This window comes from Chromobacterium indicum (assembly GCF_039708975.1).
Classification (GTDB): domain Bacteria; phylum Pseudomonadota; class Gammaproteobacteria; order Burkholderiales; family Chromobacteriaceae; genus Chromobacterium; species Chromobacterium piscinae.
The window spans coordinates 289,978-311,847 of the sequence record NZ_JAYFSJ010000003.1 but is presented as its reverse complement, the minus strand read 5'-3'; the positions used below and the strand labels follow the sequence as shown (position 1 = coordinate 311,847).

Below are 21,870 nucleotides of genomic sequence, written 5' to 3'. Positions count from 1 at the left end.
GTTTCCCTTTCTGATTGAGGCGTCTGGGTCTGGCTGCCGCGGGCTTCAGGCTTCTCCCGCCCATATCGTCGGCCTGCGGCCTGCCCATGGCAGACCGCGCTCCAGCTGGCCGGCCATCCGGAACAGCGCGTCCTCTCGTCCGGCCGGCGCGACGAATTGCATGCCGACCGGCAAGCCGGACGCCGTATCCTGGAACAGCGGCACCGACATGGCCGGCGCGCCGGCGGCGTTGAAGACCGGGGTGAACGGCGAGCCGCCCATCACGCGCTCGGTCCACTGGTGGCCGTCCATCGTTTCCGCGCCGGCCGCATAGCTGCCGATGGGCGGCGCCAGGTCGGGCAGGGTCGGCGTCAGCAGCAGATCGTAGCGCGTGAAGAAGGCTGCGACGCTGCGGGTGACGGCGTTGCGCAGATCCAGCGCCCGCACGATCTCGATGCCGCGTATCGCGTGTCCGGTCCGGTAGACGGCGAGCGTCTGCGGCTCCAGCGTGGACAGATCGATCTTGCGCCCGGTGGCTGCCGCCATGTCGTCGACCCAGGCGGCGATGTTTGCGGCCCACAGCACCGAGCTGGCATGGACGAAGGCGTCCCAGCTGCATCCAAGGGGAAGCGACGCTTCCTCCACGGCGTGGCCGAGCGACTCGCATAGCCGCGCGGCTTCGGCGAGGTGTCCGAGAATGGATGGTGAAGTGCGCTGGCCGCCCCAGGCTTGCGCCATCACGCCTATCCTCAACCGGCCGGGTTCGACGCCGACTTGCGCGAGATAGCTGCCGGCGGGCTCGGCGATGGAGAAGGGCTGGCCGGCATCCGCTCCGCACGCGGCGTCGAGCAGCGCGGCGCTGTCGCGCACCGAACGGCTGACGCCCAGCTGCGCGGCCAGACCGTGGATGGCCTCGTCGAGAATCGGGCCGTTGGATACGCGGCCGCGCGTCGGCTTCAGTCCGAATGCCCCGGAGGCGGCGGATGGGATGCGGATGGAGCCGGCCGCGTCGGTCGCATGCGCCATCGGCACGATGCCGGCGGCCACCGCCGCGGCGGCGCCGCCGCTGGAGCCGCCCGCGCCGCGCGCCGGGTTCCAAGGGTTGCGGGTCGGGCCGCAGAGCGCGGATTCGGTGGTGCCGCTCCAGGCGAACTCGGGCGTGGTGGTCCGCCCCAGCGTCGTTAGTCCCGCTTCGCGGAAGCGCCGCATCAGAATGGAGTCGGCCGCGGCGGTGAAGCCTTGCGCCAGCCGGCTGCCGAATTCTATCTTCCTGCCCGCCATGGTCACGCCTACATCTTTGATCAGGAAGGGCACGCCGGCGAGCGGCGAGCCCCGTTCCAGCGCCGAGGCGATGCCGGAGAGCTCGGGCTGCCAGGTTTCGATGACCGCGTTGATTTGAGGGTTGACCGCCGCGCACGCCCGTAGCGCCGCATCTGCGAGCTCCTGCGGACTGACTTCGCCCTGCGCGACCAGATTGCCCAGTCCCACCGCGTCATATTGCGCATATTCCGAAAGCTTCATCGCTGATTCCCATGGAGGATGCCCCGGCTCGACATGAGCCAGAGAGTGATGATACCGTTCGGTATCATTGCATGGGCATGATGATACCGAACGGTATCATCGTCAAGACGGATGGAAAAAATGAACAAGGGAAAAGCGGCCGAGCCTTCGGTCCCGCCGAGGGAGCGCCTCCTCGAGGCGGCAGGCGAGCTGTTTTACAACGATGGCATCCGGGCGACCGGCGTCGAGGCGATCGCCGCCCGGGCGAATACCACCAAGATGGCGCTGTACCGCCATTTCCAGTCGAAAGACGCGCTGCTGGCGGAGTGGCTGCGCCAGGTGATCGCGGGCTACTGGCGCAAGTTCGACGCCATCGAAGCCGAGCACGCCGGCGATCCGCGCGCGCAGATCCTGGCTTGGGCGGCCTTCTTCGCCGACGACGCCGGCGCCTGGTCGCACCGCGGCTGTCCATTCATCAATTCGATCGCGGAGCTGCCGGATAGGGAGCACGTCGGCCGCAAACTGATAGAGGAATACAAGCAAGGCCAGTGGCGGCGGCTGGCGGGTTTGTGCCGGGCCGCCTGCTTCGCGTCGCCCGAGGACACGGCGAGCGAACTGATGCTGGTGTTCGAGGGCGCGCAGGTCGCCACTCAGAACCGGTCCATCGCCGATGCCGGCGCGCTTGCGCAGCGGATCGCCAGCGCCATTGTCGAACGCCAGGCGCAGGCGTCGATCGGCTGATCGGCTGTGAAAAAGCCCCGCGGCGGCGGGGCTTGGCTGGCAGCTTACAGCGCGGGGTAGTCGGTATAGCCTTCCGCGCCGCCGCCGTAGAAGCTGTCCGGCTTCGGCGGGTTGAGCGGGGCGTTCCGCTTCAGCCGCTCCACCAGGTCCGGGTTGGCGATGTAGCTGCGGCCGAAGGCGGCGGCGTCGATATAGCCTTTCCTCAGCAGCGTTTCGGCCTTCTCCGCGGTGTAGCCGCCGGCGCCGACGATCACGCCGGGATAGCGCTGGCGCAGCTCGGCGCGGAAACCGTCGTCCAGCACCGGGCCGCCGGCCCAGTCAGGCTCGGAGATGTGCAGGAAGGCCAGCTTGCGCTTGGCCAACTGCTCGGCCAGGTACAGCGCCATTTCCAGTTGGTCGGTGTTGGTGACTCCGTTGAAGATGCCCAGCGGCGAGATGCGGATGCCGACGTGATCGGCGTCCCACTCGGCCACCACCGCGTCCACCACTTCCAGCAGGAAGCGGGCGCGGTTTTCCACGCTGCCGCCGTATTGGTCGGCGCGGACGTTGGCTTGCGGCGACAGGAACTGGTCGATCAGATAGCCGTGGGCGCCGTGGATTTCCACCAGGTCGAAGCCGGCGCGGCGCGCGTTGTCGGTGGCGCGGCGGTAGTCCTCGATGATGTCCGCTATCTCCTCGATTTCCAGCGCGCGCGGGGTGTCGCACTGTTCGCGCACCAGGCTGCCGTCTGCGGCGCGGATATTGGTGCGGCTGTCGGCCTGGATGGCGGACGGGCCGACCGGCGCGTCGCCGTTAGGCTGCAGCGAGCGGTGGGAGATGCGGCCGGTGTGCCACAGCTGCAACGCGATCTTGCCGCCGGCCTGGTGCACGGACTCGGTCACTTCGCTCCAGGCGCGGACCTGTTCCTCGCTGTAGATGCCGGGCGCGCCGGCATAGCCCTTGGCGGTGGGCGAGATGTGGGTGCCTTCGGCCACGATCAGGCCGGCGCTGGCGCGCTGGCGATAGTACTCCTTGGCCAGCGGGCCGGGCACGTCGCCCGGTTCGATGTTGCGCAGGCGGGTCAGCGGGGCCATCGCCACGCGGTTGGCCAGGGCGATGGCGCCCATTTGCAGCGGGGTCAGCAGTTTATCGGCGTGCATATCGGTTTCCTTGGAGGAGTTGTCGGAGTTACTGCTCGAAGCCAAAACCCTGGGCGCGCGCGACGGGCGCGACCTTGGGGAAGTAAACCTGGCGGTAGTAGCGCGCGGTGTTGGCGGTCCAGGGCTCGCCGTCGGCGCGGCCGATGTCCTGCCAGTGGCGGCGCAGGGTGTCGTCGTAGGCGGCGATGTGGCCGGCCAAGTCCTCGGCCTGGTAGCTTTCGCGATGAACGAAGCTCGAGCGCGGCAAGCGGGGCTTCGGTTCGGCGTCATCCTGAACGTGGCCTATCACCAGGCCAACCAGCGGGAAGGTCAGCTCCGGCAGATCCAGTAGGTCTATCATCGCCTGCGGATCGCGGCGGATGCCGCCGATCGGCACCACGCCCAGGCCGGCGGCGTGCGCGGCGGTGATCATGTTGCCCAGCGCGATGCCGGCATCCACCGAGCCGACGGCGAAGGCTTCCACGCTGTCGTGTATCACCTGCTTTTCACCGGCCATTTCCACGCCCAGATGGGTTTTGTGGAAGTCCATCACCACGACGACGAATACCGGCGCCTGCGCGATCCACGGCTGTCCGCCGGCGATTTCGGCGATGCGCCCGCGGCGTTCGGCGTCTTGCACCACCACCAGCGAGACCTGTTGGCCGTTGATCGAGGTCGGGCCTTTCCAGGCGGCGTCCAGAATGGCGTCCAGCAATTCCGGTGCGATGGGCTTGTCCTGATAGCTGCGCACGCTGCGATGGCTGTGCATCAGTTGCAAGGTTTCGTTCATGATTCGCTCCATTTCAATTATTTGAGTAGACCAGTCGTCTAGTATTGGCTTCAAGAAAACCCGCCGGCTGCGGCGGGATGCTCTCTTTATCGTTTACAGCTGGCGTTGTCAGGCTGCGGCAGCATGGTTTCCGTCAAGCGGTAGGCGTTGTGCATCGGCTGGTCCGAGCGCTGCACCTTGTACAGCAGCGCGCTGCCCACCCACAGGCTGTACAGGCTGGCGGCCAACTCGTCGGCTTCCAGATAGGTGCACAGGCTGCCTTCGGCTTGGCCGCGGCGTATGGCGTCGGCCAGGCGGGAGATCAGCCGGCCCATGCCTTCGGCCAGCATTTCGCGCATCGGCTCGGACAGGTCGGACACTTCCGCCGCCAGTTTCACCGCCAGGCAGGTATGGCTCTGTTCGGTGCAACGATGGGTGTCCAGCCAGCCCTGGAAATAGCGGATCAGGCAGTCGCGGGCATTGCCGGACTCGGGCCGCAGCAGCACCACCAGTCTTTCGTCGTAACTCAGGAAGTAGCGGCGCAGCATTTCCACGCCGTAGCCTTCCTTGGACGGAAAGTAATGGTAGAACGACCCCTTGGGCACGCCGGCGGTGGAGAGGATCTCCGCCAGCCCGACGGCTGCGAAGCCCTTGCCGAGGATGATTTCCTCGCCGGTGGCCAGCAGATGCTCGCGGGTGTCGGCTGAATGATTGGCTCGTGACATGCGCTGAATACTACTAGACCAGTCGTCTAGTTTCAAGAAAATTATCCGCCAACTCTCAAACCGTTGTCGTTTTCATTCCACAGCGGCGCGGCTTGACTGCGCCGGATGCCCATCCTACAACCAGCTCAGCGCGTCGCCGCCAAGCGGCCGATCCGGTCGGACGGCCGGGCGGCGGCGCCTTGCGAAAGGAGCGGGCGATGGACGAGAAGGATTCGACGGAGCAAGAGGGCGCGCCGGATGCCGGCCGCCGCGAGGCCTTGGGCTGTCTGGCCGCCTGGTCCGGCGCGGCGCTGGTGTGGACCATGGCGGGAGGCGTGCCGCGGGCGCAAGCTGCAGGGGCTATCGGCGCGGGCGAGGGCGGCCTGAGTTTCGTGCAGATCAGCGACACCCACCTGGGCTTCCACCGCGAGGCCAATCCCGACGTGCAGGGCAGCCTGCGCCGCGCGATCGCCGACATCAACGCCTTGCAGCGGGCGCCGGCCTTCGCCGTGCACACCGGCGACATCAGCCACCTGTCCAAGCCGGAGGAGTTCGACCTGGGGCGGCAGATGTTCAAGGAAATCCGCGTCGATCGCGTCCACACCATCCCCGGCGAGCATGACGCGCTGGACGACGGCGTGTCCGGCTATCTGAAGTTCTTCGATCACGACGGCAAGGGCAAGGCCTGGTACAGCTTCGACCAGGGCGGCGTCCACTTCGTCGCGCTCAACAATGTGCTGAACTTCTCCACCAGCCGGCTGGCGGCGCTGGGCGACGAGCAACTGGCCTGGCTCAAGCGCGATCTGGCCGGGCTGTCGCGCTCCACGCCCATCATCGTGCTGGCCCATATTCCTTTGTGGACGGTGTACGAGCCCTGGGGCTGGGGCACTGCCGACGCCGACCGGGTGATGGCGCTGCTGCGGCCGTTCGGCTCGGTGACGGTGCTGAACGGCCATATCCACCAGGTGATGCAGAAAGTGGAGGGGCATGTCGCCTTCCACACCGCGCGCTCGCTGGCCTATCCGCTGCCGACGCCGGGCCAGGCCGGCTTCGGCGAGCCGGCGCCGGTCAAGGTGCCGGCCGGAGAGCTGGGCAAGCTGTTGGGCACGCGTCAGCTGACCATCGTTCCGGGCAGCGGCCAGCTGGCGATGGTCGATACGCCGCTGGATCATTGAGAGAGGGGGATGGCATGGGCGCTTGGAAAACGGGAGCGGCGCTGGGCGCCTGGCTGGCCGCCTGCATGGCCTGGGCCGGGCCGCAGCAGGTGGACATCAGCAAATTCGCGTTCACGCCCAAGGAGGTGACGGTGGCGCCGGGCACCAAGGTGGTGTGGGTCAACCACGACGAGATTCCCCACACCGTGTCCGGCCGGGACAAGACTTTCGTCTCCAAGGCGCTGGACACCGACGACCGCTACGAGCATGTGTTCGACAAGGAGGGCGATTACGCCTACTTCTGCGCGGTGCACCCGTACATGACCGGCGTGGTGCACGTGCGCAAGCCCTGAGCGGGTTTACTTCAGATAGGAGCGGAGCACCTGCAGCACGGCGTCCAGGTCGTGCTGGCGCTGCTCCAGCTCCGGTTCCTTGACCACGTGGTCGGTCAGATGGCCTTCCATCACCGCCAGCATCAGTCCGTTGACCGCGCCGCGTATCGCGGCGATCTGCTGCAGGATGGCCGAACAGTCGCCATCGCTCTCCAGTTGTTTTTCCAGCGCGGCGGTCTGGCCTTGCAGCCGGCGCACTCTTGCCAGCAGCTTGGTCTTGTCCCGTACCGTATGCGACATCTCATGGTTCTCCGTGTTTTATCGGCCGATCTTAGCATGGCATATACTGGGGGCTAGTATTTTAATACTGGGGGTGAGTATAATCGCCCCATTCCCACTTCGCCTGGAAACTATTGTGAATTCCTTCGCCGCTCTGCTGCAGCAGGGCAACGCCTGGCTGTTCCTGCCCAGCGCCATCGCGCTCGGCGCCTTGCACGGCCTGGAGCCGGGCCACTCCAAGACCATGATGGCCGCCTTCATCGTCGCCATCCGCGGTTCGGTGCGCCAAGCCGTGCTGCTGGGCCTGGCCGCCACCGTGTCCCACACCGCGGTGGTCTGGCTGGTGGCATTGGCGGGCCTGCATTTCGGCCGCAACTGGAACGCGGAAACCGCGGAGCCGTATTTCCAGATCGCCTCGGCGGCGCTGGTGATCGCGGTGGCGGCGTGGATGATGTGGCGAACCTGGCACCATAGCCGGCATGGCCACGATCATCATCACCATGATGGCGAGGCCAAGGAGATAGACACCGGCCACGGCGTGGTGGCGCTGGAGATTGCCGAGGCCGGCATGCCGCCGCGCTTCCGGCTGGCGGCCGCGGATGGCCATCGCCTGGCGTGGCGGGCCGATCAAGTTGCGCTGGAAACGGAGCGCGCCGACGGCGGCCGCCAGGTTTTCGCTTTCCGCGACGCCGGCGCGTTCTTCGAGTCGGTGGAGGTGATTCCCGAGCCGCATGCCTTCGTCGCGCGCCTGAAACTGGGGCACGGCCATCACAGTCATGATTACGACATCGAATTCGCCGAGCATGGCCATCATGCGGCGGCTCGGGACGAGGGCCTGGACGTGTCCGCGCCCGGCTATCAGGATCCGCACGAGCTGGCGCACGCCAATGATATCCGCCGCCGCTTCGCCGGCCGCGACGTCACCACCGGCCAGATCGTGGTGTTCGGCCTGACCGGCGGCCTGGTGCCGTGCCCGGCCTCCATCACGGTGCTGCTGCTGTGCTTGCAACTGAAACAGGTGGCGCTGGGCGCGACGCTGGTGTTGTGCTTCAGCATCGGCCTGGCGCTGACCATGGTGGCGTCCGGCGTGCTGGCGGCGCTGAGCGTCAAGCACGTGGCCGGCCGCTGGAGCGGTTTCGGCGAATGGGTGCGGAAGGCTCCCTATGTTTCCGGCGCGCTGATCATGCTGGTGGGCTTGTATCTGGGCTGGTCTGGCTGGTCGCATTTGGCTTGAGCGGCTGGATAGGGCGACAAGGGCGGCTCCCGCGCGGGGCCGCCTTTTTTCATGCGTTTTCAAGGAATGGATTCCGAGGCCTTGATCTGTATCATGCTTAAAGATGTGTAATATATACATCTTTAATTCCAGCATGTAGGCTGCGGACTGAGTCAGTTACTTGGGAGGCCCGCGAAGGGAGCGCATATGAAAAACACGCGAAGACTATGGGGATGGCTGGCGGTGATCTGCCTGCTGTCATTCTCGGTCCTGCTCTATATGGGCAAGGAAATCTATCAGGCGGCGCCGCCGATTCCGACGGTGGTGCAGGGCGCCGACGGCAAGGCGCTGTTCACCGGCGAGCAGATACGCCGCGGCCAGCAGGCCTGGCTGGCGTCCGGCGGCCAGCAGCTGGGCACGGTGTGGGGGCACGGCAGCTACGTGGCGCCGGACTGGTCGGCCGATTGGCTGCACCGCGAGGCGCTAGCGCTGCGCGAGGAGTGGGCCAGGCAGCGCTTCGGCAAGCCTTACGCGCAGCTGGATGTCGGCCATCAGGGCATGCTGGACGCCGAGCTGCGCCGCGAGATGCGCGCCAACGGCTATGACGCGGCCAGCGACACGCTGACGCTGAGCGCGGCCCGCGCCGCGGCCGCGCGCGAGGTGGCCGCTCATTATCAGGGCCTGTACGGCGCCGATCCGGCTTTCGACAAGCTGCGCGAGCAGTACGCGATGACTGCCAACGCGCTGCCGTCGGCCGACGACCGTCTGGCGGTGTCGGCGTTCTTCTTCTGGTCGGCCTGGTCCACCGCCGCCGACCGTCCGGGCGAGGCCGGCGTGTCCTACACCAATAACTGGCCGCACGAGCCGCTGGTCGGCAACGCGCCCACCGCGGCCAATGGCATGTGGTCCATCGCCAGCGTGATCCTGATGCTGGCCGGCATCGCCGCCATGGTGTGGTACCACATGGCCGCCGGCGAGGGCGAGGAGCCCGCGCAGGTGCCGGATGCCGATCCGCTGGGCCGGCTCAAGGCCACGCCGTCGATGCGCGCCACCCGCAAGTATTTCTATGTGGTGATCGGCCTGTTGCTGACCCAGGTGGGCATGGGCGCCATCACCGCCCACTACGCGGTGGAAGGCCACAGCTTCTTCGGCCTGCCGCTGGCCGAGGTGCTGCCCTGGGTGGTGAGCCGCACTATCCATACCCAGTTCGGCGTGCTGTGGATCGCCACCGCCTGGCTGGCCACCGGCCTCTACATCGCGCCGCTGCTGTCCGGCCATGAGCCCAAACATCAGAAGCTGGGCGTGGACGTGTTGTTCTGGGCGCTGATCTTCATCGTGGTCGGCTCCACCGTCTGCGGCTGGCTGGGCACGCTGCAGCGGCTGGGCACCGACTTCAGCTTCTGGATCGGCAACCAGGGCCTGGCTTACACCAGCATGGGCCGGGTGTGGCAGATCCTGCTGTTCGTCGGCTTGCTGTTCTGGTTGTTCCTGGTGACGCGCGCGCTGCTGCCGGCGCTGCGCAATCCCGAGACCGAGGGCCGCAGCCTGATCGCGATGCTGCTGCTGTCCGCCGCCTGCATCGGCCTGTTCTATGCCACCTCGCTGGCCTGGGGCCAGCACACTCATTACTCGATGATCGAGTACTGGCGCTGGTGGCTGGTGCATCTGTGGGTGGAAGGCTTCTTCGAAGTGTTCGCCACCGCGGTGATCGCGCTGATCTTCGCGCGGCTGGGTCTGATCCGCATGGCCAGCGCCAACCGCGCCATCGTACTGGAAACCATTGTCTTCCTGTTCGGCGGCATCCTGGGCACGCTGCACCATCTGTACTTCACCGGCGCGTCCACCGCGGTGATTTCCATCGGCGCGGTGTTCTCGGCGTTCGAAGTGGTGCCGCTGGCGCTGGTGGGTTTCGAAGGCTGGCAGACTTACCGCCGCGGCGGCGCCGCGCCATGGGTGGCGCGCTACAAGTGGGCCATCCTGTGCTTCGTCGCGGTCGGCCTGTGGAATACCGTGGGCGCCGGCCTGCTGGGCTTCGCCATCAACCCGCCGATCTCGCTGTACTACGTGCAGGGGCTGAACATGACGCCGGCCCACGGCCACGCGGCGCTGTTCGGCGTCTACGGCATGCTGGGCATAGGCTTGATGCTGTTCTGCCTGCGCGGCGTGTCGGAGGCGGAGCAATGGGATGACGGCCTGTTGAAACCGACTTTCTGGATGCTCAATATCGGCCTGTTCATGATGGTGTTCATGTCCATCCTGCCCTCCGGCATCTACCAGGCCTGGGCCAGCATCGAGCATGGCTTGTGGTACGCGCGCTCGCCGGAGGTGGTGCACTCGGCGCTGATGCAGAATCTGGTGTGGCTGCGGGTGCCGGGCGACATCGTGTTCGCGCTGGGCGTGCTGTATCTGGGCCGCTTCGCCCTGAAGCTGCTGGGCTGGGGCGGCAGGAAGGCTGCCGCGGCGCAACGGGCGTGAGCGGGGGGTTAAGAATGGAAAAAGCCGGGCATGCCCGGCTTTTTCGCGTTTTACAGCGTCTTGTACATCAGCGTGGTGGCCTGCAGCTTTTCGCCGCGGCCATCCCAGGCGTAGCCGGGGATTCGGCCGGCTTCCAGATAACCCAGCGACAGGTATAGCGGCTCGGCCTTGTCGCCGCTGGCGGTGTCCAGCGTCAGCAGGCTGCGGCCGCGTCGCCGCGCCTGCGCCTCCAGCTCCGCCATCAGCGCGCGGGCCAGGCCCAGGCGGCGATGGCGCGGATGCACCATCAGCTTGCATGCCTCGGCGCGGTGCGGCTGGTTGGGCGGGGTGTCGCAGTCCAGTTGGACGCTGCCGGCCAGTTCGCCGTCCGCCAGCGCGGCCAGTAGCACCCGGCTGCCGCCGGCGACGCCGGGCAGCGTCTTGCCGCGCCAGAAGGCGGCGGCTTGTGCGATGGAAAACGGCAGCATGAAATGGATGCTGGCGCCGTCATGCACGCAGGCGCGCAGCAGTTCCGCCAATTCCGGCAGCCTGGCTTCGGCTTGCGCGGCGTCGAGCGCGATGATTTCCAATTGCGCCATCTTGATTCTCCTAGGTTCTTCTTTTGGATGAGTGGACGCATGATGAAGCAAGAAAAAGGCCCGGTTGACCGGACCTTCGCCATTTTCAAGGATCGGGCGGTCTGGGCAGCGGCTGCGCGTCCGGAATGTCCGGCGCGCCGCGCTGGATTTCCGCCTTCGCGATCACCGGCGCCGCCTCCGGCCGCCAGCTATCGCCGCCCTTTTTCACTGGGGGCAGCGCTGGACGGGCTGGCGGCCGCCACTTGGTGATGGGCGTGGCTTGATGGACGATGGGCTGGAGCGTCGGTGCAATGGCTGGTTTGGCCGCGGCGGGCGGAGGAGGAGGAGGAGGGGCCTCCGCCGGCCACAGCCGCCAGGCTGCGCCGCCCGCCGCGAGGCCTATCAGGATGGCGAGTCCGGCGCGGCGCGGGATCACCAGCTCACCTGGTCGTTCAAGCTGAGGCTGCCGCTGGCCGGTGTCTGCAGGCTGCGGTTGCCGGACAGGTTTTCCCAGCTCACGCTGCCGTCGGCGTTCTTGCGGTAATACTTGTAGGCGATTTGCTGGCTGGCGGGCAGGTTGACGCCGTTGCGCCATGACGGGTAGGCGGCGGCGTCCAGCGGGATGCCGAGGTCGGTGTTCCAGTTGCCCAGCGCGCGGGCATTGCCGGTGACGTAGACCTGCTGGCCCCACTGAGTGCTGGCGGCGGCGTTGATGCCGACGGCCACTTCGCCCGCCTTGGGCGCGGCGCGGCAGTTGTTGTAGCGAGCGCATGCCACTTGCGGGACATCGACGATGCGGCCGGCGTTGATCGAGGCCAGCAGGCTGATGTATTCACCCATCGCCCAGTTCAGCGGCCCCATCGACTTGGTGGCGCTGCCCGGCTGGTAGCCGGCCGGCGTGGTCACCGCCCAGCCGTCCGGCAGCGTGGCGCTGTTGGACCATACCTGCTCCGGCAACATGCCTTCCGGCGTGGCCAGCAGCTTCAAGGTGGCGAAGTAGGGCTGGCCGGCGCTGCCCGCGCCTTGGCGGGCGATCTCGTACATGCCGCGCTCGGCGGTGAAGATCGGCCACAGCCGGCCGACGCCCGCGCCGTCGAAATCGCTGCCGTCGTTGTGCTCGCCGTAGCCGTCGAAGTTGTAGCGGAACCAGGCGTTGGCCGGCAGCTTGGGCGCGCCGGGCAGCGCCAGATACTGGCCGAGCACGCTGTCGAACACAGCCATGGTGTTGACGATGGTGGGATCGTCGGCGCGCTTGACGCCCATTCGCACCAGCTCCAGGAAGCCGCCGTCCACCACGCGGCGGGCATCGCGGCTGCCGCCGCCGTTCTTGACCGTCAGCGTCTGCGGCGTGTCCGGCCCGGCCGCCGGGTTGAAGCTGGCGCGATCGGTGCCGCTGCCGGCGCGATTGGCCGGGTTGATCCGGATGTAGTAGCTGCCGTTGCCGAAGCCGCCGCTGGTGGTGTAGGTCCAGGCGGCGACGTTCTGCTGCCAGTAGTCGGCGGCGGACAGATAGCGGCCGGCGCTGGCGTCGTCGCCGTTGGCGCGGGCGATGTCGGCGGCGGCCGCCAGGCCGGCGATCTCGGCTGCGAGGGTGGACGGCGAGTAGCCGGCGTTCTCTTCCCAGCGCTCCTGGTAGCTCCACGGACCGGTGGCGACGATGTAGTCGGCAGTCTGCTTGATCTTGGGCCATAGCGGATTGGAAACGGACGGCCCCAGCCGCCAGGCCAGCAGGATGGGCATCGCCTGCTCGTCCATCTGCGTGCCCTGCCAGTACGGCCAGCCGCTGACCCAGGCGTTCTGCGGGAAGCGGCCGACGCGGCTGTAGCCGGCGGCGCAGCCAGGCGCGTTGTATTCCGCCACGCCGCAGTCGCTGTTCTGCTGCAGCGTGTTGAACAGATAGTTGACCACGGTCGTGGCGGTGGAGGCGTCGCCGGCGGTGTAGAGGGCGTTGGCGAACTTGAACAGGTCGCGCGGCCACACCAGATGGTAGCCGCCCTGGTTGGCGTCGCTCTGGGTCTCGCCCCATGGCGTGCCGATGCCGGCGATCATCGCGCCGTTACTCTTGTCCTGCATGGTTTTCAGCGTCATCGCCGCCAGGTAGTAGCGGTCATCGGCCAGGCCGCCCTGGGTGGCCAGGCCGGCGGCGTAGGCGTGCCAGGCATTGTCGTACTGCTGTTGCGCGGTTGAAAGATCGCTGCCCAAGGACGCGGCGGCGGCGTTGACGGCGTCGCCCTGGCTCTTGCCGAAACCCAGCACCATGTCGAAAGACACGCTGGCCGCGGCGGGATTGCCCAGGTCCAGCCAGCCGGTCTGGGCGACGTTGCCGTTGGTGGCCGAGCTGAAGGTCCAATCCATCTTGCTGTCGCCGCTGCCTATCAGATCGGTCCAGCCGTCGCTCTGGCCGACGAAGCCGTTGGACAGCATGGCCTGGCCGTTGACGGTCTTCCACGGCAGGCTGGCCATCAGCGCCGAGGCGCGGCTGTTGCGGCTGGCCGCCAGCGCGTAGCCGCCGGCTGCAGCCACGGTCTGGGCGCTGTTGCCGCTGCCGACGTTGTCCAGATAGGGCTTGAACAGCACGTATAGATTGAAGTCGCCGACCGTATGGCCGTTCAGGGCGGTGAAGGTCACGCGCTGCACCAGCGCGTCGCGGTTGGGGTCGGCGAAGATGCGTTTGCTGATCCGCCAATTGTGGCCGTCGTTGCCGGTGCTGGCGATCCAGCTCATCGTGCGCTTGTCGCTCTGGCTGGCGGAGTAGGCCTGGCGTTTCTCCTCGTCGACGAAGGTCTTGCCGGCGTCGCCGACCAGAAATTGCAGATCCACCGATTCCGGCGTGTCCAGCGCCGGGTAGTACACCTCGGACACGATGCCGCGATAGCCGGTGAAGTAGACGCGGGAAGGGCTGCCGACAGCGGTGCCGACGAAGGACTTGGCCGCCGGGCCGCGCACTGGCGCGCCGCCGGGGGCGCCGAAGGCCTCCGCGGCCAGGGCGGCCGGAGCGAACAGGCTGGTGATCAGGACGCCCAGCAGGGCCGGGCGGGTCAGGGACGGATGGGGCATGGTTATTGTCTCCTCTTTGTTTTACTGGCGTTGACGAAGCCTTGCGGCTCAATGTCATTGTAATTTTGTTACGCAATATACCAAATAAATGAGACGGCGGCGGCGCGCGCCCGCGCGAGTGTTCGGGAGTACAGGCCGCGGTGAAACGCAAGCTCCGCCAGGCCGTTGGGATGGGAGGGCATGCGCCGAGCCGGCCTGCCGGCACAAAGGATGGGGCGAGGCGGGCCTCGCGGCGCTTACGCTGCCAACAGCCGGGCAAACTGTCCGGTTTTCCAACCCATACCGATACAGGGGGATACAATGAGCCAGACCAAGGTGGAGTCCCAGTCCGTCGCCCAGCCTCGCCACGGCCAAATATTCGAGCCCGCTTCGCGAGGCCAGCTGTGCGTGGACGGCGTCAACGCGCAATGTCCGCTGCAGAGCTGGCAGGTCAACGGCCTGGAAGGCGGCAAATTCTTTCCGGCCGCGGAGGCCAATCTGCACGACCCGTTGGCGCCGACCGACGCCGTCAACGCCAAGCCCCCCGTCGATGGCAGGATAGCCAGCGCCGGCCAGGACCACTCGGCGGTGCTGGACGAGCAGAGCGCCGATCGCTGGCACAAGCATCCGGCGAGGCCCGGCCAGATGCTGGAATTCAAATGGAGCTACCACGCCATCCATCTGACGCGGCGCTGGAACTACTTCATCACCAAGGCGGATTGGGATCCGAACCGGCCGCTGACCCGCGCCCAGTTCGAGGCGGAGCCGTTCTACAAGGCGGAGCTGACCGCGCAGCCGTTCTGGGAACACCAGGCGGAGCTGACCCCGCCGCAGCCCACTATCCACCAGGTCCATCTGCCGGAGCGCAGTGGTTATCACGTGGTGCTGGCGGTATGGGAAGTGGCGGACACCGGCAACGCCTTCTACCAGGTGATCGATTTCAATTTCTTATGATGCGCGCAGCGTTGCCGCTGTAGTTTTGTGACACAGATCAAATAAACATGTATTATTTGTATATCTTTAAGAGTCCCCGGCGTCCAGGGGCTTTTTTTCGGCAATAAAGATGTATTTTTTGAATATCTTAAGGAGCTGACATGCTGAGCGAACAAACCCGATCCTTGGTCAAGGCCACCGTGCCGGTGCTGCAGCAGCACGGCGTGGCGTTGACCAGCCATTTCTACCGCCGCATGTTCGAACACAACCCGGAGCTGAAGAACGTGTTCAACCAGGGCCATCAGCATTCCGGCCAGCAGCAGCAGGCGCTGGCGATGGCGGTGCTGGCTTACGCCCAGCATATCGACGATCCATCGCCGCTGCTGCCGGTGCTGACTCGCGTCGCGCACAAGCATGTCAGCCTGGGCATACGCGCCGAGCACTATCCCATCGTCGGCAAGCATCTGCTGGCCTCCATCCGCGAGGTGCTGGGCGAGGCGGCCGGAGACGATCTGATCCAGGCCTGGGCCGAGGCCTACGGCTTGCTGGCGGACACGCTGATCGGCATCGAAAACGGCATGTACCGCGACACCACCAACGCCGATGGCGGCTGGAGTGGCTGGCGGCCGTTCCGGGTGGCGAAAAGGGAAACGGAGAGCGAGGAGATCGCGTCGTTCTATCTGGAGCCCAGCGACGGCGGCGCGCTGCCGCCGTTCAAGCCCGGCCAGTACGTGTCGGTGAAGCGTTTCGTCGTCGAGTGGGGGCTGAGCCAGCCGCGCCAGTACAGCCTGTCCGACGCGCCCAACGGCGAGTACCTGCGCATTTCGGTCAAGCGCGAAGACGCGGGCGAAGGCAAGCCGGCCGGCCGCATGTCCAATCTGCTGCATCGCGAGGTCCAGGTCGGCGACGTGCTGGAGCTGAGCGCGCCGCAGGGCGATTTCTTCCTGCACGAAGAGCGGAACGGTCCGGCGGTGCTGATCAGCGCCGGCGTCGGGCAGACGCCGATGCAGGCGATGCTGGGCCAGTTGCTCAAGCGCGGCGGCCGCGAGGTGCGTTTCCTGCACGCGGCCCGGCACGGCGGCGCGCACGCGATGGGCGTGAAAGTGCGCCAGTTGGCCGAACGCCATCCGCAGCTGCAGATCCACGTCTGCTACGAGACGCCGCGCGCGCAGGATGTGATCGGCGCCGATTACCACGCGGCCGGACGCCTGAGCCTGGATGAGATCCAAAACCTGGCGCTGCTGCCGGATGCCGACTACTACCTGTGCGGCCCGCTGGGCTTCATGCGCGCGCAGCGCGACAGTCTGCGCGGCCTGGGCGTGGCGGCCGACCGCATCCATTACGAAGTGTTCGGCTCCCATCCCGGCGACGATTGAGGCTATCGGCCAGACGCGGTATGCTGCCGCCGATTCCCCGCACTGAAGACCGCCATGCAATTGACCCGATTCACCGACCTAGGACTGCGCGTGCTGATGTACCTGACCGGGCAGCAGCCCGGCCAGCTGGCCACCATCCCGGAGATCGCCGAGCGGTTCGAGGTGTCGCGCAACCACCTGGTCAAGGTGGTGCACTTCATGGCGCAGCAGGGCTGGCTGGCCACCTCCCGAGGCAAGGGCGGCGGCATGGCGTTGGCGCGGCAGCCCGAGCATTACCGGCTGGGCGAGGTGGTGCGCACGCTGGAAGGCAAGCCGCAGTTGATAGACTGCGCCGAACCTCCGTGCGCGCTGAGCCGCGGCTGTTTGCTGAAAGGCGCGCTGGACGAGGCGCTGGCGGCTTTTTTCCTGACGCTGGACGGCTATACCTTGCGCGACATCGTTGCCAGTCCCACTGGCGAAGCCATCATCCGTCTGCACCGCTTGAGCCGCTGATAGCGCGCTGATCCTGCGTTGCGCTTCCTTGCCGTACGATGCGTGCTGTCTGCGTCGGCGCGCCTTGGTTCTTAGGCGGTCGCCGGGCCTTTCAGCTCGACGCCGTTGCCGTCCGGATCGCGTAGGTAGATCGATGGGCCGGTGCCTTCGGCGCCGAAACGCTGTTTGGCCGGCTCGATGGCGATGCCTAGCCTGGTGAGGTGGGCGCGGATGGCGTCCTCGTCGAACGGCTCCACTCGCAGGCAGAAGTGGTCGACATTGCGGCCGGGCGCTTCTCCTTCTTTCGCCATCAGCAGGTCGATCAGCGCGGTGCCGGCATCCAGATGCACCAATCCCAGTTTTTCCTGTCTCCTCACCACGCGGCAGCCCAGCGTTTCCAGATAGAAGCGTTCGGAGCGGGCGGGATCGGCGACGCGCAACACGATATGATCAAGTCCGAGAATATTGAACGGAGTCATCGTCTTCTCCTGTTGGCTGTTGATGGTTATATGATATTTAAATGATATTCGATTGTTAAATTGTTATTTTCCATGATGTCGATAGCGCCGGACCGGCGCGAGGATGCAGAGGGGAAGAGCATGGAATGGCTGTTCGGCCTGCCGCGCGTGGCGGGCTTGTTTGTTTTGACCGCGCTGGCCGAGATCATCGGCTGCTATCTGCCGTGGCTGGTGTTGCGCGAGGGGAAACCCTGGTGGCTGTTGGCGCCGGCCGCGCTGTCGCTGGCTGTGTTCGCCTGGCTGTTGACTCTGCATCCGGCGGCGGCGGGCCGCACTTACGCCGCTTACGGCGGTGTCTACGTGGCGGTGGCGATAGGTTGGCTGTGGCTGGTGGACGGCGTGCGGCCGGACCGCTGGGACGCGCTGGGTTGCGGCTTGGCGCTGGCGGGCATGGCTGTGATCATGCTGGCGCCGCGCAGCTAGCCGGCAAGGGTCAAGACGATGCGCTAACCGCCGCAGGTTTGGCGGGGCCGCGTTTGGAGAGGTACAGCCCCAAGGCGATCAGCCCGATGCCCGCCAGTTGGGCCTGCGCGGATTTGCCGCCATTGCCCGCAAGCCGATCGATCAGCACGCCGGACAGCATCTGGCCGGCGATCACCAGCATCGCGGTTTTCATCGTGCCCAGCCGCGGCAGCGCGAAGCCGTTGAGCGCGACGAACAAGGCGCCGATGACGCCGCCGCACCAGGCGGTCCAAGGGGCGTCCAGCGGCAGGCGAAGCGTCGCCGAGCCGCCGGCCAGCAGCAGGCTCAGGAACAAAAAGCCGCCCAAGTGGTTCCAGAACGAAGCGGCCAAGGCGCCGCCATGCTGCGCCAGCTTGCCGTTGATGGCGCGGCTGCAGCCTATGCACAGCCCGTTGACGATGGCCAGGGTCATGAAAAACAGCATGCTCAGGCTCCAAAAATCAGAATGGCGCAACCGGACAGCACTAGCGGCAGCGCCAAAGCGTCATGCAGCTGCAGCGGCCGGCGCGGCATGCCGAACAGGCCGAAACGATCGGACAGCAGGCTGAACAGCACTTGTCCGACCATGCCCAGCGCCAGGGTGCCGGACAGCGCCAGCGGGCTGTGGACGGCGATGGCTGCCAGCGCCACCGTCAAGGCGCCGGGCACGCCGCCCAAGTAGGCCCAGCGGGGAGACCGGCCGGCATGGGGCCTTGTCTGGCGCAGAGCCTTCCACAGCAGCAGGGCAGACAGCATGCCTATCGCGTGGGCCAGCCACGACGCGGTCAGCGGATTGCTGTAAGCGGCGAGCCGGCTGTTGCAATGGATCATCAGCGCGAGCAGCGCGCCAGCCAGCAGCGCCAGCGCGCTCAGTCCGTACTCCGTGAGCGGCTGTGCGGCGGAATGATGGGTATGCATGGAAATCCTTTAGGTCTTGAATGAACACGGCGAGGCCGGATGCCAGAACTGTACATTGTGTCTTATTGACTGATAATCCATGTTTTTGGAAACTGATTGCGGATGAAAAGTGGACAATAAGATGGAGCATTTCGCCGCGATACCAATCTTTGTCGCCGTGGTCGAGGCCGGCAGTTTCTCCGCCGCCGCCGAACGGCTGGGGCTGACCAAATCCGCGGTCAGCAAGCGCATCCAGTTGCTGGAGGCAGGGCTGAACGTGCGGCTGCTGCAGCGGACCACCCGCAGCCTGAGCTTGACCGAGGCCGGCGAGCGCTATTACGACCGCGCCCGCGGCGCGCTGGCGCTGGCCAACGAGGCGGAGGAGGTGGCCGCCGGCCTGCAGGGCAGGCCGCAAGGCTTGCTGCGCGTCGCCGCGCCGATGGTTTTCGGCCGGCTGCATCTGTCGCCGCTGGTGGCTGAATTCCTGCGCCGCTATCCGGACATCCAGCTGGACATGGCGATGGATGACCGGATGGTGGATTTGGTGGAGGGCGGCTACGACCTGGCGGTGCGCATCGGCAATCTGCCGGACAACCGCATGGTGGCGCGCCGCCTCGCGCCGTGCCGGGTGGTGGTGTGCGCGTCGCCGGACTACCTGGCCGCGCATGGCACGCCGCAGCATCCGTCCGAGCTGGCCGGGCACAACTGCATCCATTATTCCTACTACCGCGGCGGGGCCAGTTGGGTTTTCAGCGGGCCGGACGGCGAGATCCGCGTCCAGCCGCGCGGCAATTACCAGGTCAATAACAGCGAGGCGCGGCGCGACGCCTTGCTGGCCGGCCTGGGCATCTGCGAAATGCCCACCTTCATCGTCGGGCCGGACCTGGCCGCCGGCCGGCTGGCGGCGGTGCTGAGCGATTACCCGCTGCCTGCGCACGCCATCCACGCGGTGTATCCGCAGCGGCGCTTGCCGGCCAAGGCGAGGGCCTTCATCGATTTCCTCGACGAGAAATTGGGCGGCGATGCGCCGCAGTGGGACCACGGGCTGTCCCCATCCGTGTTGTCACCAAAGAGTTGGAAACGAGAATGAGCAAACGTTACCGGATGGCGCTGGTCTGGCTGCGCCGCGATCTGCGGCTGGACGACCACGCCGCTTTCTACCACGCGCTGAAGCACAGCGAGGCGGCGGCGCCGGTGTTCGTGTTCGACGCCGCCATTCTGGACGCGCTGCCGCGCGACGACCGCCGCGTCGATTTCATCCATCAGAGCGTCGCGGCGCTGAAGGCCGAGTTGAACGCGCTGGGCGGCGATCTGCTGGTCCGTCATGGCCTGCCTGTCGACGAGATTCCGCGGCTGGCGGCGGAGCTGGGCGCCGACGCGGTATTCTGCAACCGCGACTACGAGCCGGCCGCCCGCGAACGCGACGCCGAGGTGGCGCGGCGGCTGTCTGAGCGCGGCATCGCCTTCCATGACAGCAAAGATCAGGTGATTTTCGAGACCGACGAAGTCTTGACCGGCGCCGGCAAGCCGTTCTCGGTATTCACGCCGTACAAGAACGCCTGGCTGAAGAAACTGACGCCGTTTCATCTGCAGGCCTATCCGGTGCGGCGCTACCTGGCCGCGCTGATGCCGCGCGATCCTGAGTCCATGCCCAGCCTGGCCGATATCGGCTTCCAATCCAGCGATTTGACCAGCCTGCCCATCCAGCCCGGCGCGGCCGGGGCCGAGGCGCTGTTCGCCGATTTCGCCGGCCGCATCGATCGCTATAAGACGCAGCGCGACTTCCCCGGCATCAAGGGGGTCTCTTACCTCAGCGTCCATCTGCGCTTCGGCACCATTTCCATCCGCCAGCTAGCCGCCTATGCCTGGCACGATGGCGGCGAGGGCGCGATGACCTGGCTGAGCGAGCTGATCTGGCGCGACTTCTACCAGCAAGTGCTGTGGCACCGGCCGGACGTGGTGGCGCACGCGTTCAAGCCGGAATACGACGCGCTGCCGTTCCCCAACAATGCGGAATGGTTCGACGCCTGGCGCGAGGGCCGCACCGGCTATCCGCTGGTGGACGCGGCGATGCGGCAGCTGAACCGCAGCGGCTATATGCATAACCGGCTGCGGATGGTGGCGGCGAGTTTTCTGGTGAAGGATCTGCTGATCGACTGGCGCTGGGGCGAGCGGTATTTCGCGGAGAGGCTGCTGGATTTCGACCTGGCGGCCAACAATGGCGGCTGGCAGTGGGCGGCCAGCACCGGCTGCGACGCCCAGCCTTACTTCCGCATCTTCAATCCGGTCAGCCAGAGCGAGAAGTTCGACCCGGATGGCCGCTTCATCCGCCGCTACGCGCCGGAACTGGCGCGGCTGCCGGACAAACTGATACACGCGCCGTGGCTGGCCAAGCCGGAGCAGCTGGCGGACGCCGGCGTGCGGCTGGGACGCGACTACCCGCTGCCGGCGGTTGACCACGCGGTTCAGCGCGAATTGGCGCTGGCCTTGTTCAAGCGCTGAATTCGTCCGGCCAGCCGCCGCTTTCCAGCAATTGGCGGCGGTAGCGCTCCGGCGAGTCGCCCAGCTGTTTCTGGAACATCGCGATGAAGGCCGACGGCGTGGCGTAGCCCAGCCGCGCCGAGATGTCTTGCACACTGTCGCCTTGCTTCAGCCGCGACAGCGCTTCCAGCAGACGCGCTCGGCCGCGCCATTGGCCGAAGCTCATGCCCAGCTCGCGCTGGAACAGCCGCGCCAGCGTGCGCTCTGTGCTGAACACGCGCTCCGCCCAGTCTTTCAACGGCGTGGCGTCGGCCGGGTCCTGGCGGATCGCGTCCAGTATCGGCTGCAGCAGCCGTTGCCGGCTGTCGGGCAGGTAGCTGGCTTCGCGGCCGGATTGCAGGATGCGCTGGCACAGCAGCTCGGCCTGGCGGATGTCCCATGGCTCGGCCGGCACGGTGATCTGGCGCTGGCTGAAATCGTCCAGCAGCGCGCGCACCAGCGGCGTCTGCTCCAGCAGGCAGGTGGAGGGCGGCAACTGCGCGGCCACCCCGTCTTCGACATAGATCGAGGTGTAGTGCATCGCCTGGTGGATGTAGGCGGCGTGCGGCTCGGCCGGCGGCGTCCACAGCAGGTATTGCGCGGTGGCCACCACGCGCCTGTCGTCCAGCAGCAGCTCCATCATGCCCAGATTGATGCGGCTGAGCTGGCCCCAGCGGTGGCGGTGGCGGGCGAACTCGCTCTTCGGCGTGAAGCGGTGGTAGCGGAATATCAGCGGCGCCGGCGCCAGCAGGCTCTGATCGCTGGCGAAGTAGCCGTCGTGGTTGTCGACGTCCATATTGTCCGGTTTGCCCCAGTGGTTTGTCCGTTTTGAATTATATGCTCCATAACAGACGAAT

At 66.6% G+C, this 21,870-nt stretch carries 23 protein-coding genes; 11 read left to right on the top strand and 12 right to left on the bottom strand.

What is annotated here, in order from left to right; translation table 11 throughout:
* Positions 1 to 45 precede the first annotated feature (45 nt).
* Positions 46 to 1,500 (bottom strand): amidase, encoded by a 1,455-nt coding sequence (locus VA599_RS06300; RefSeq protein WP_346787976.1) that lies wholly within the window; start codon positions 1,498 to 1,500, stop codon positions 46 to 48.
* A gap of 120 nt (positions 1,501 to 1,620) precedes the next feature.
* Between VA599_RS06300 and VA599_RS06295 the strand changes: the two genes are divergently transcribed.
* Positions 1,621 to 2,220 (top strand): TetR/AcrR family transcriptional regulator, encoded by a 600-nt coding sequence (locus tag VA599_RS06295; RefSeq protein ID WP_346787975.1) that lies wholly within the window; start codon positions 1,621 to 1,623, stop codon positions 2,218 to 2,220.
* A gap of 44 nt (positions 2,221 to 2,264) precedes the next feature.
* Here VA599_RS06295 and nemA read toward each other — a convergent pair whose 3' ends face one another.
* The 3 genes from nemA to VA599_RS06280 form a co-directional block, all read right to left on the bottom strand.
* On the bottom strand, positions 2,265 to 3,359 hold the full coding sequence (gene nemA, locus VA599_RS06290; protein ID WP_031296553.1) for an alkene reductase: 1,095 nt from the start codon (positions 3,357 to 3,359) through the stop codon (positions 2,265 to 2,267).
* 28 nt (positions 3,360 to 3,387) lie between these two features.
* Positions 3,388 to 4,128: an NADPH-dependent oxidoreductase gene (locus tag VA599_RS06285; RefSeq protein ID WP_104947854.1), complete on the bottom strand. Its 741-nt coding sequence runs from the start codon at positions 4,126 to 4,128 to the stop codon at positions 3,388 to 3,390.
* Between the two features lie 86 nt (positions 4,129 to 4,214).
* Entirely contained in the window at positions 4,215 to 4,832 is a 618-nt protein-coding gene (locus tag VA599_RS06280; protein ID WP_021477715.1) for a TetR/AcrR family transcriptional regulator, read from the bottom strand.
* Between the two features lie 197 nt (positions 4,833 to 5,029).
* Between VA599_RS06280 and VA599_RS06275 the strand changes: the two genes are divergently transcribed.
* Together VA599_RS06275 and VA599_RS06270 are read left to right on the top strand one after the other, a co-directional pair.
* A complete protein-coding gene (locus VA599_RS06275; RefSeq protein WP_346787973.1) occupies positions 5,030 to 5,986 on the top strand; it encodes a metallophosphoesterase family protein in 957 nt (318 codons plus the stop codon).
* Positions 5,987 to 6,000: 14 nt separating this feature from the next.
* A complete protein-coding gene (locus VA599_RS06270) occupies positions 6,001 to 6,318 on the top strand; it encodes a cupredoxin domain-containing protein (protein ID WP_021477717.1) in 318 nt (105 codons plus the stop codon).
* A gap of 6 nt (positions 6,319 to 6,324) precedes the next feature.
* Here the strand turns inward: VA599_RS06270 and VA599_RS06265 are convergent, their stop codons facing one another.
* Positions 6,325 to 6,597, bottom strand: a complete 273-nt coding sequence (locus tag VA599_RS06265) for a metal/formaldehyde-sensitive transcriptional repressor (protein WP_346787972.1) — start codon at positions 6,595 to 6,597, stop codon at positions 6,325 to 6,327.
* Positions 6,598 to 6,712: 115 nt separating this feature from the next.
* Between VA599_RS06265 and VA599_RS06260 the strand changes: the two genes are divergently transcribed.
* Entirely contained in the window at positions 6,713 to 7,810 is a 1,098-nt protein-coding gene (locus tag VA599_RS06260; protein ID WP_346787970.1) for a nickel/cobalt efflux transporter, read from the top strand.
* A gap of 186 nt (positions 7,811 to 7,996) precedes the next feature.
* Positions 7,997 to 10,264, top strand: coding sequence for a nitric-oxide reductase large subunit (locus VA599_RS06255; RefSeq protein ID WP_346787969.1), 2,268 nt, complete (start codon positions 7,997 to 7,999; stop codon positions 10,262 to 10,264).
* A 50-nt stretch (positions 10,265 to 10,314) separates the two neighbouring features.
* On the opposite strand, the gene VA599_RS06250 is transcribed toward VA599_RS06255, so the two are convergent.
* The 3 genes from VA599_RS06250 to VA599_RS06240 all read right to left on the bottom strand — a co-directional run bounded on the left by VA599_RS06250 (position 10,315) and on the right by VA599_RS06240 (position 13,878).
* Positions 10,315 to 10,842, bottom strand: coding sequence for a GNAT family N-acetyltransferase (locus VA599_RS06250; RefSeq protein WP_104947849.1), 528 nt, complete (start codon positions 10,840 to 10,842; stop codon positions 10,315 to 10,317).
* Positions 10,843 to 10,927: 85 nt separating this feature from the next.
* Positions 10,928 to 11,257 carry a hypothetical protein gene (locus VA599_RS06245; protein ID WP_346787968.1) on the bottom strand — a complete coding sequence of 110 codons (330 nt, stop codon included), beginning with the start codon at positions 11,255 to 11,257 and terminating at the stop codon, positions 10,928 to 10,930.
* The gene (locus VA599_RS06240; protein WP_346787967.1) at positions 11,254 to 13,878 is read right to left on the bottom strand and encodes a glycoside hydrolase family 15 protein; all 2,625 of its coding nucleotides are present in this window, start codon (positions 13,876 to 13,878) and stop codon (positions 11,254 to 11,256) included. The genes VA599_RS06245 and VA599_RS06240 overlap by 4 nt, the downstream gene beginning before the upstream one ends.
* 300 nt (positions 13,879 to 14,178) lie before the next feature.
* Here VA599_RS06240 and VA599_RS06235 point away from each other — a divergent pair, with 300 nt between their 5' ends.
* The 3 genes from VA599_RS06235 (at position 14,179) to VA599_RS06225 (ending at position 16,658) form a co-directional block, all read left to right on the top strand.
* The gene (locus tag VA599_RS06235) at positions 14,179 to 14,811 is read left to right on the top strand and encodes a lytic polysaccharide monooxygenase auxiliary activity family 9 protein (protein ID WP_021477724.1); all 633 of its coding nucleotides are present in this window, start codon (positions 14,179 to 14,181) and stop codon (positions 14,809 to 14,811) included.
* Between the two features lie 140 nt (positions 14,812 to 14,951).
* Positions 14,952 to 16,166 (top strand): NO-inducible flavohemoprotein, encoded by a 1,215-nt coding sequence (hmpA, locus tag VA599_RS06230; RefSeq protein WP_021477725.1) that lies wholly within the window; start codon positions 14,952 to 14,954, stop codon positions 16,164 to 16,166.
* Positions 16,167 to 16,220: 54 nt separating this feature from the next.
* Positions 16,221 to 16,658: an Rrf2 family transcriptional regulator gene (locus VA599_RS06225; RefSeq protein WP_346787966.1), complete on the top strand. Its 438-nt coding sequence runs from the start codon at positions 16,221 to 16,223 to the stop codon at positions 16,656 to 16,658.
* Positions 16,659 to 16,729: 71 nt separating this feature from the next.
* Here VA599_RS06225 and VA599_RS06220 read toward each other — a convergent pair whose 3' ends face one another.
* The gene (locus VA599_RS06220) at positions 16,730 to 17,116 is read right to left on the bottom strand and encodes a VOC family protein (protein WP_346787965.1); all 387 of its coding nucleotides are present in this window, start codon (positions 17,114 to 17,116) and stop codon (positions 16,730 to 16,732) included.
* A gap of 120 nt (positions 17,117 to 17,236) precedes the next feature.
* On the opposite strand from VA599_RS06220, the gene VA599_RS06215 reads away from it, so the two are divergent.
* Positions 17,237 to 17,578, top strand: a complete 342-nt coding sequence (locus VA599_RS06215) for a YnfA family protein (RefSeq protein ID WP_346787964.1) — start codon at positions 17,237 to 17,239, stop codon at positions 17,576 to 17,578.
* 10 nt (positions 17,579 to 17,588) lie between these two features.
* On the opposite strand, the gene VA599_RS06210 is transcribed toward VA599_RS06215, so the two are convergent.
* Complete coding sequence (locus VA599_RS06210; protein WP_346787963.1) at positions 17,589 to 18,041, bottom strand: DMT family transporter; 453 nt, start codon at positions 18,039 to 18,041, stop codon at positions 17,589 to 17,591.
* A 2-nt stretch (positions 18,042 to 18,043) separates the two neighbouring features.
* Complete coding sequence (locus VA599_RS06205; protein ID WP_346787962.1) at positions 18,044 to 18,514, bottom strand: DMT family transporter; 471 nt, start codon at positions 18,512 to 18,514, stop codon at positions 18,044 to 18,046.
* A 121-nt stretch (positions 18,515 to 18,635) separates the two neighbouring features.
* On the opposite strand from VA599_RS06205, the gene VA599_RS06200 reads away from it, so the two are divergent.
* Positions 18,636 to 19,583 (top strand): LysR family transcriptional regulator, encoded by a 948-nt coding sequence (locus VA599_RS06200; RefSeq protein WP_346787961.1) that lies wholly within the window; start codon positions 18,636 to 18,638, stop codon positions 19,581 to 19,583.
* Complete coding sequence (locus tag VA599_RS06195) at positions 19,580 to 20,995, top strand: cryptochrome/photolyase family protein (protein ID WP_346787960.1); 1,416 nt, start codon at positions 19,580 to 19,582, stop codon at positions 20,993 to 20,995. The genes VA599_RS06200 and VA599_RS06195 overlap by 4 nt, the downstream gene beginning before the upstream one ends.
* Here VA599_RS06195 and VA599_RS06190 read toward each other — a convergent pair.
* Entirely contained in the window at positions 20,985 to 21,809 is an 825-nt protein-coding gene (locus VA599_RS06190; RefSeq protein ID WP_346787959.1) for an AraC family transcriptional regulator, read from the bottom strand. The genes VA599_RS06195 and VA599_RS06190 overlap by 11 nt on opposite strands.
* Positions 21,810 to 21,870 lie beyond the last annotated feature (61 nt).

Excerpts from the sequence above, each read along its gene's own strand:
- VA599_RS06195 (WP_346787960.1), top strand. The coding sequence starts at position 19,580 with ATGAGCAAACGTTACCGGATGGCGCTGGTCTGGCTGCGCCGCGATCTG.
- VA599_RS06205 (WP_346787962.1), bottom strand. The coding sequence starts at position 18,514 with ATGCATACCCATCATTCCGCCGCACAGCCGCTCACGGAGTACGGACTG.
- VA599_RS06220 (WP_346787965.1), bottom strand. The coding sequence starts at position 17,116 with ATGACTCCGTTCAATATTCTCGGACTTGATCATATCGTGTTGCGCGTC.
- VA599_RS06275 (WP_346787973.1), top strand. The coding sequence starts at position 5,030 with ATGGACGAGAAGGATTCGACGGAGCAAGAGGGCGCGCCGGATGCCGGC.
- VA599_RS06210 (WP_346787963.1), bottom strand. The coding sequence starts at position 18,041 with ATGCTGTTTTTCATGACCCTGGCCATCGTCAACGGGCTGTGCATAGGC.
- VA599_RS06190 (WP_346787959.1), bottom strand. The coding sequence starts at position 21,809 with ATGGACGTCGACAACCACGACGGCTACTTCGCCAGCGATCAGAGCCTG.
- VA599_RS06225 (WP_346787966.1), top strand. The coding sequence starts at position 16,221 with ATGCAATTGACCCGATTCACCGACCTAGGACTGCGCGTGCTGATGTAC.
- VA599_RS06280 (WP_021477715.1), bottom strand. The coding sequence starts at position 4,832 with ATGTCACGAGCCAATCATTCAGCCGACACCCGCGAGCATCTGCTGGCC.
- VA599_RS06200 (WP_346787961.1), top strand. The coding sequence starts at position 18,636 with ATGGAGCATTTCGCCGCGATACCAATCTTTGTCGCCGTGGTCGAGGCC.
- VA599_RS06215 (WP_346787964.1), top strand. The coding sequence starts at position 17,237 with ATGGAATGGCTGTTCGGCCTGCCGCGCGTGGCGGGCTTGTTTGTTTTG.
- VA599_RS06270 (WP_021477717.1), top strand. The coding sequence starts at position 6,001 with ATGGGCGCTTGGAAAACGGGAGCGGCGCTGGGCGCCTGGCTGGCCGCC.
- VA599_RS06255 (WP_346787969.1), top strand. The coding sequence starts at position 7,997 with ATGAAAAACACGCGAAGACTATGGGGATGGCTGGCGGTGATCTGCCTG.
- VA599_RS06250 (WP_104947849.1), bottom strand. The coding sequence starts at position 10,842 with ATGGCGCAATTGGAAATCATCGCGCTCGACGCCGCGCAAGCCGAAGCC.
- hmpA (WP_021477725.1), top strand. The coding sequence starts at position 14,952 with ATGCTGAGCGAACAAACCCGATCCTTGGTCAAGGCCACCGTGCCGGTG.
- VA599_RS06235 (WP_021477724.1), top strand. The coding sequence starts at position 14,179 with ATGAGCCAGACCAAGGTGGAGTCCCAGTCCGTCGCCCAGCCTCGCCAC.
- VA599_RS06295 (WP_346787975.1), top strand. The coding sequence starts at position 1,621 with ATGAACAAGGGAAAAGCGGCCGAGCCTTCGGTCCCGCCGAGGGAGCGC.
- VA599_RS06265 (WP_346787972.1), bottom strand. The coding sequence starts at position 6,597 with ATGTCGCATACGGTACGGGACAAGACCAAGCTGCTGGCAAGAGTGCGC.
- VA599_RS06240 (WP_346787967.1), bottom strand. The coding sequence starts at position 13,878 with ATGCCCCATCCGTCCCTGACCCGCCCGGCCCTGCTGGGCGTCCTGATC.
- VA599_RS06285 (WP_104947854.1), bottom strand. The coding sequence starts at position 4,128 with ATGAACGAAACCTTGCAACTGATGCACAGCCATCGCAGCGTGCGCAGC.
- nemA (WP_031296553.1), bottom strand. The coding sequence starts at position 3,359 with ATGCACGCCGATAAACTGCTGACCCCGCTGCAAATGGGCGCCATCGCC.
- VA599_RS06300 (WP_346787976.1), bottom strand. The coding sequence starts at position 1,500 with ATGAAGCTTTCGGAATATGCGCAATATGACGCGGTGGGACTGGGCAAT.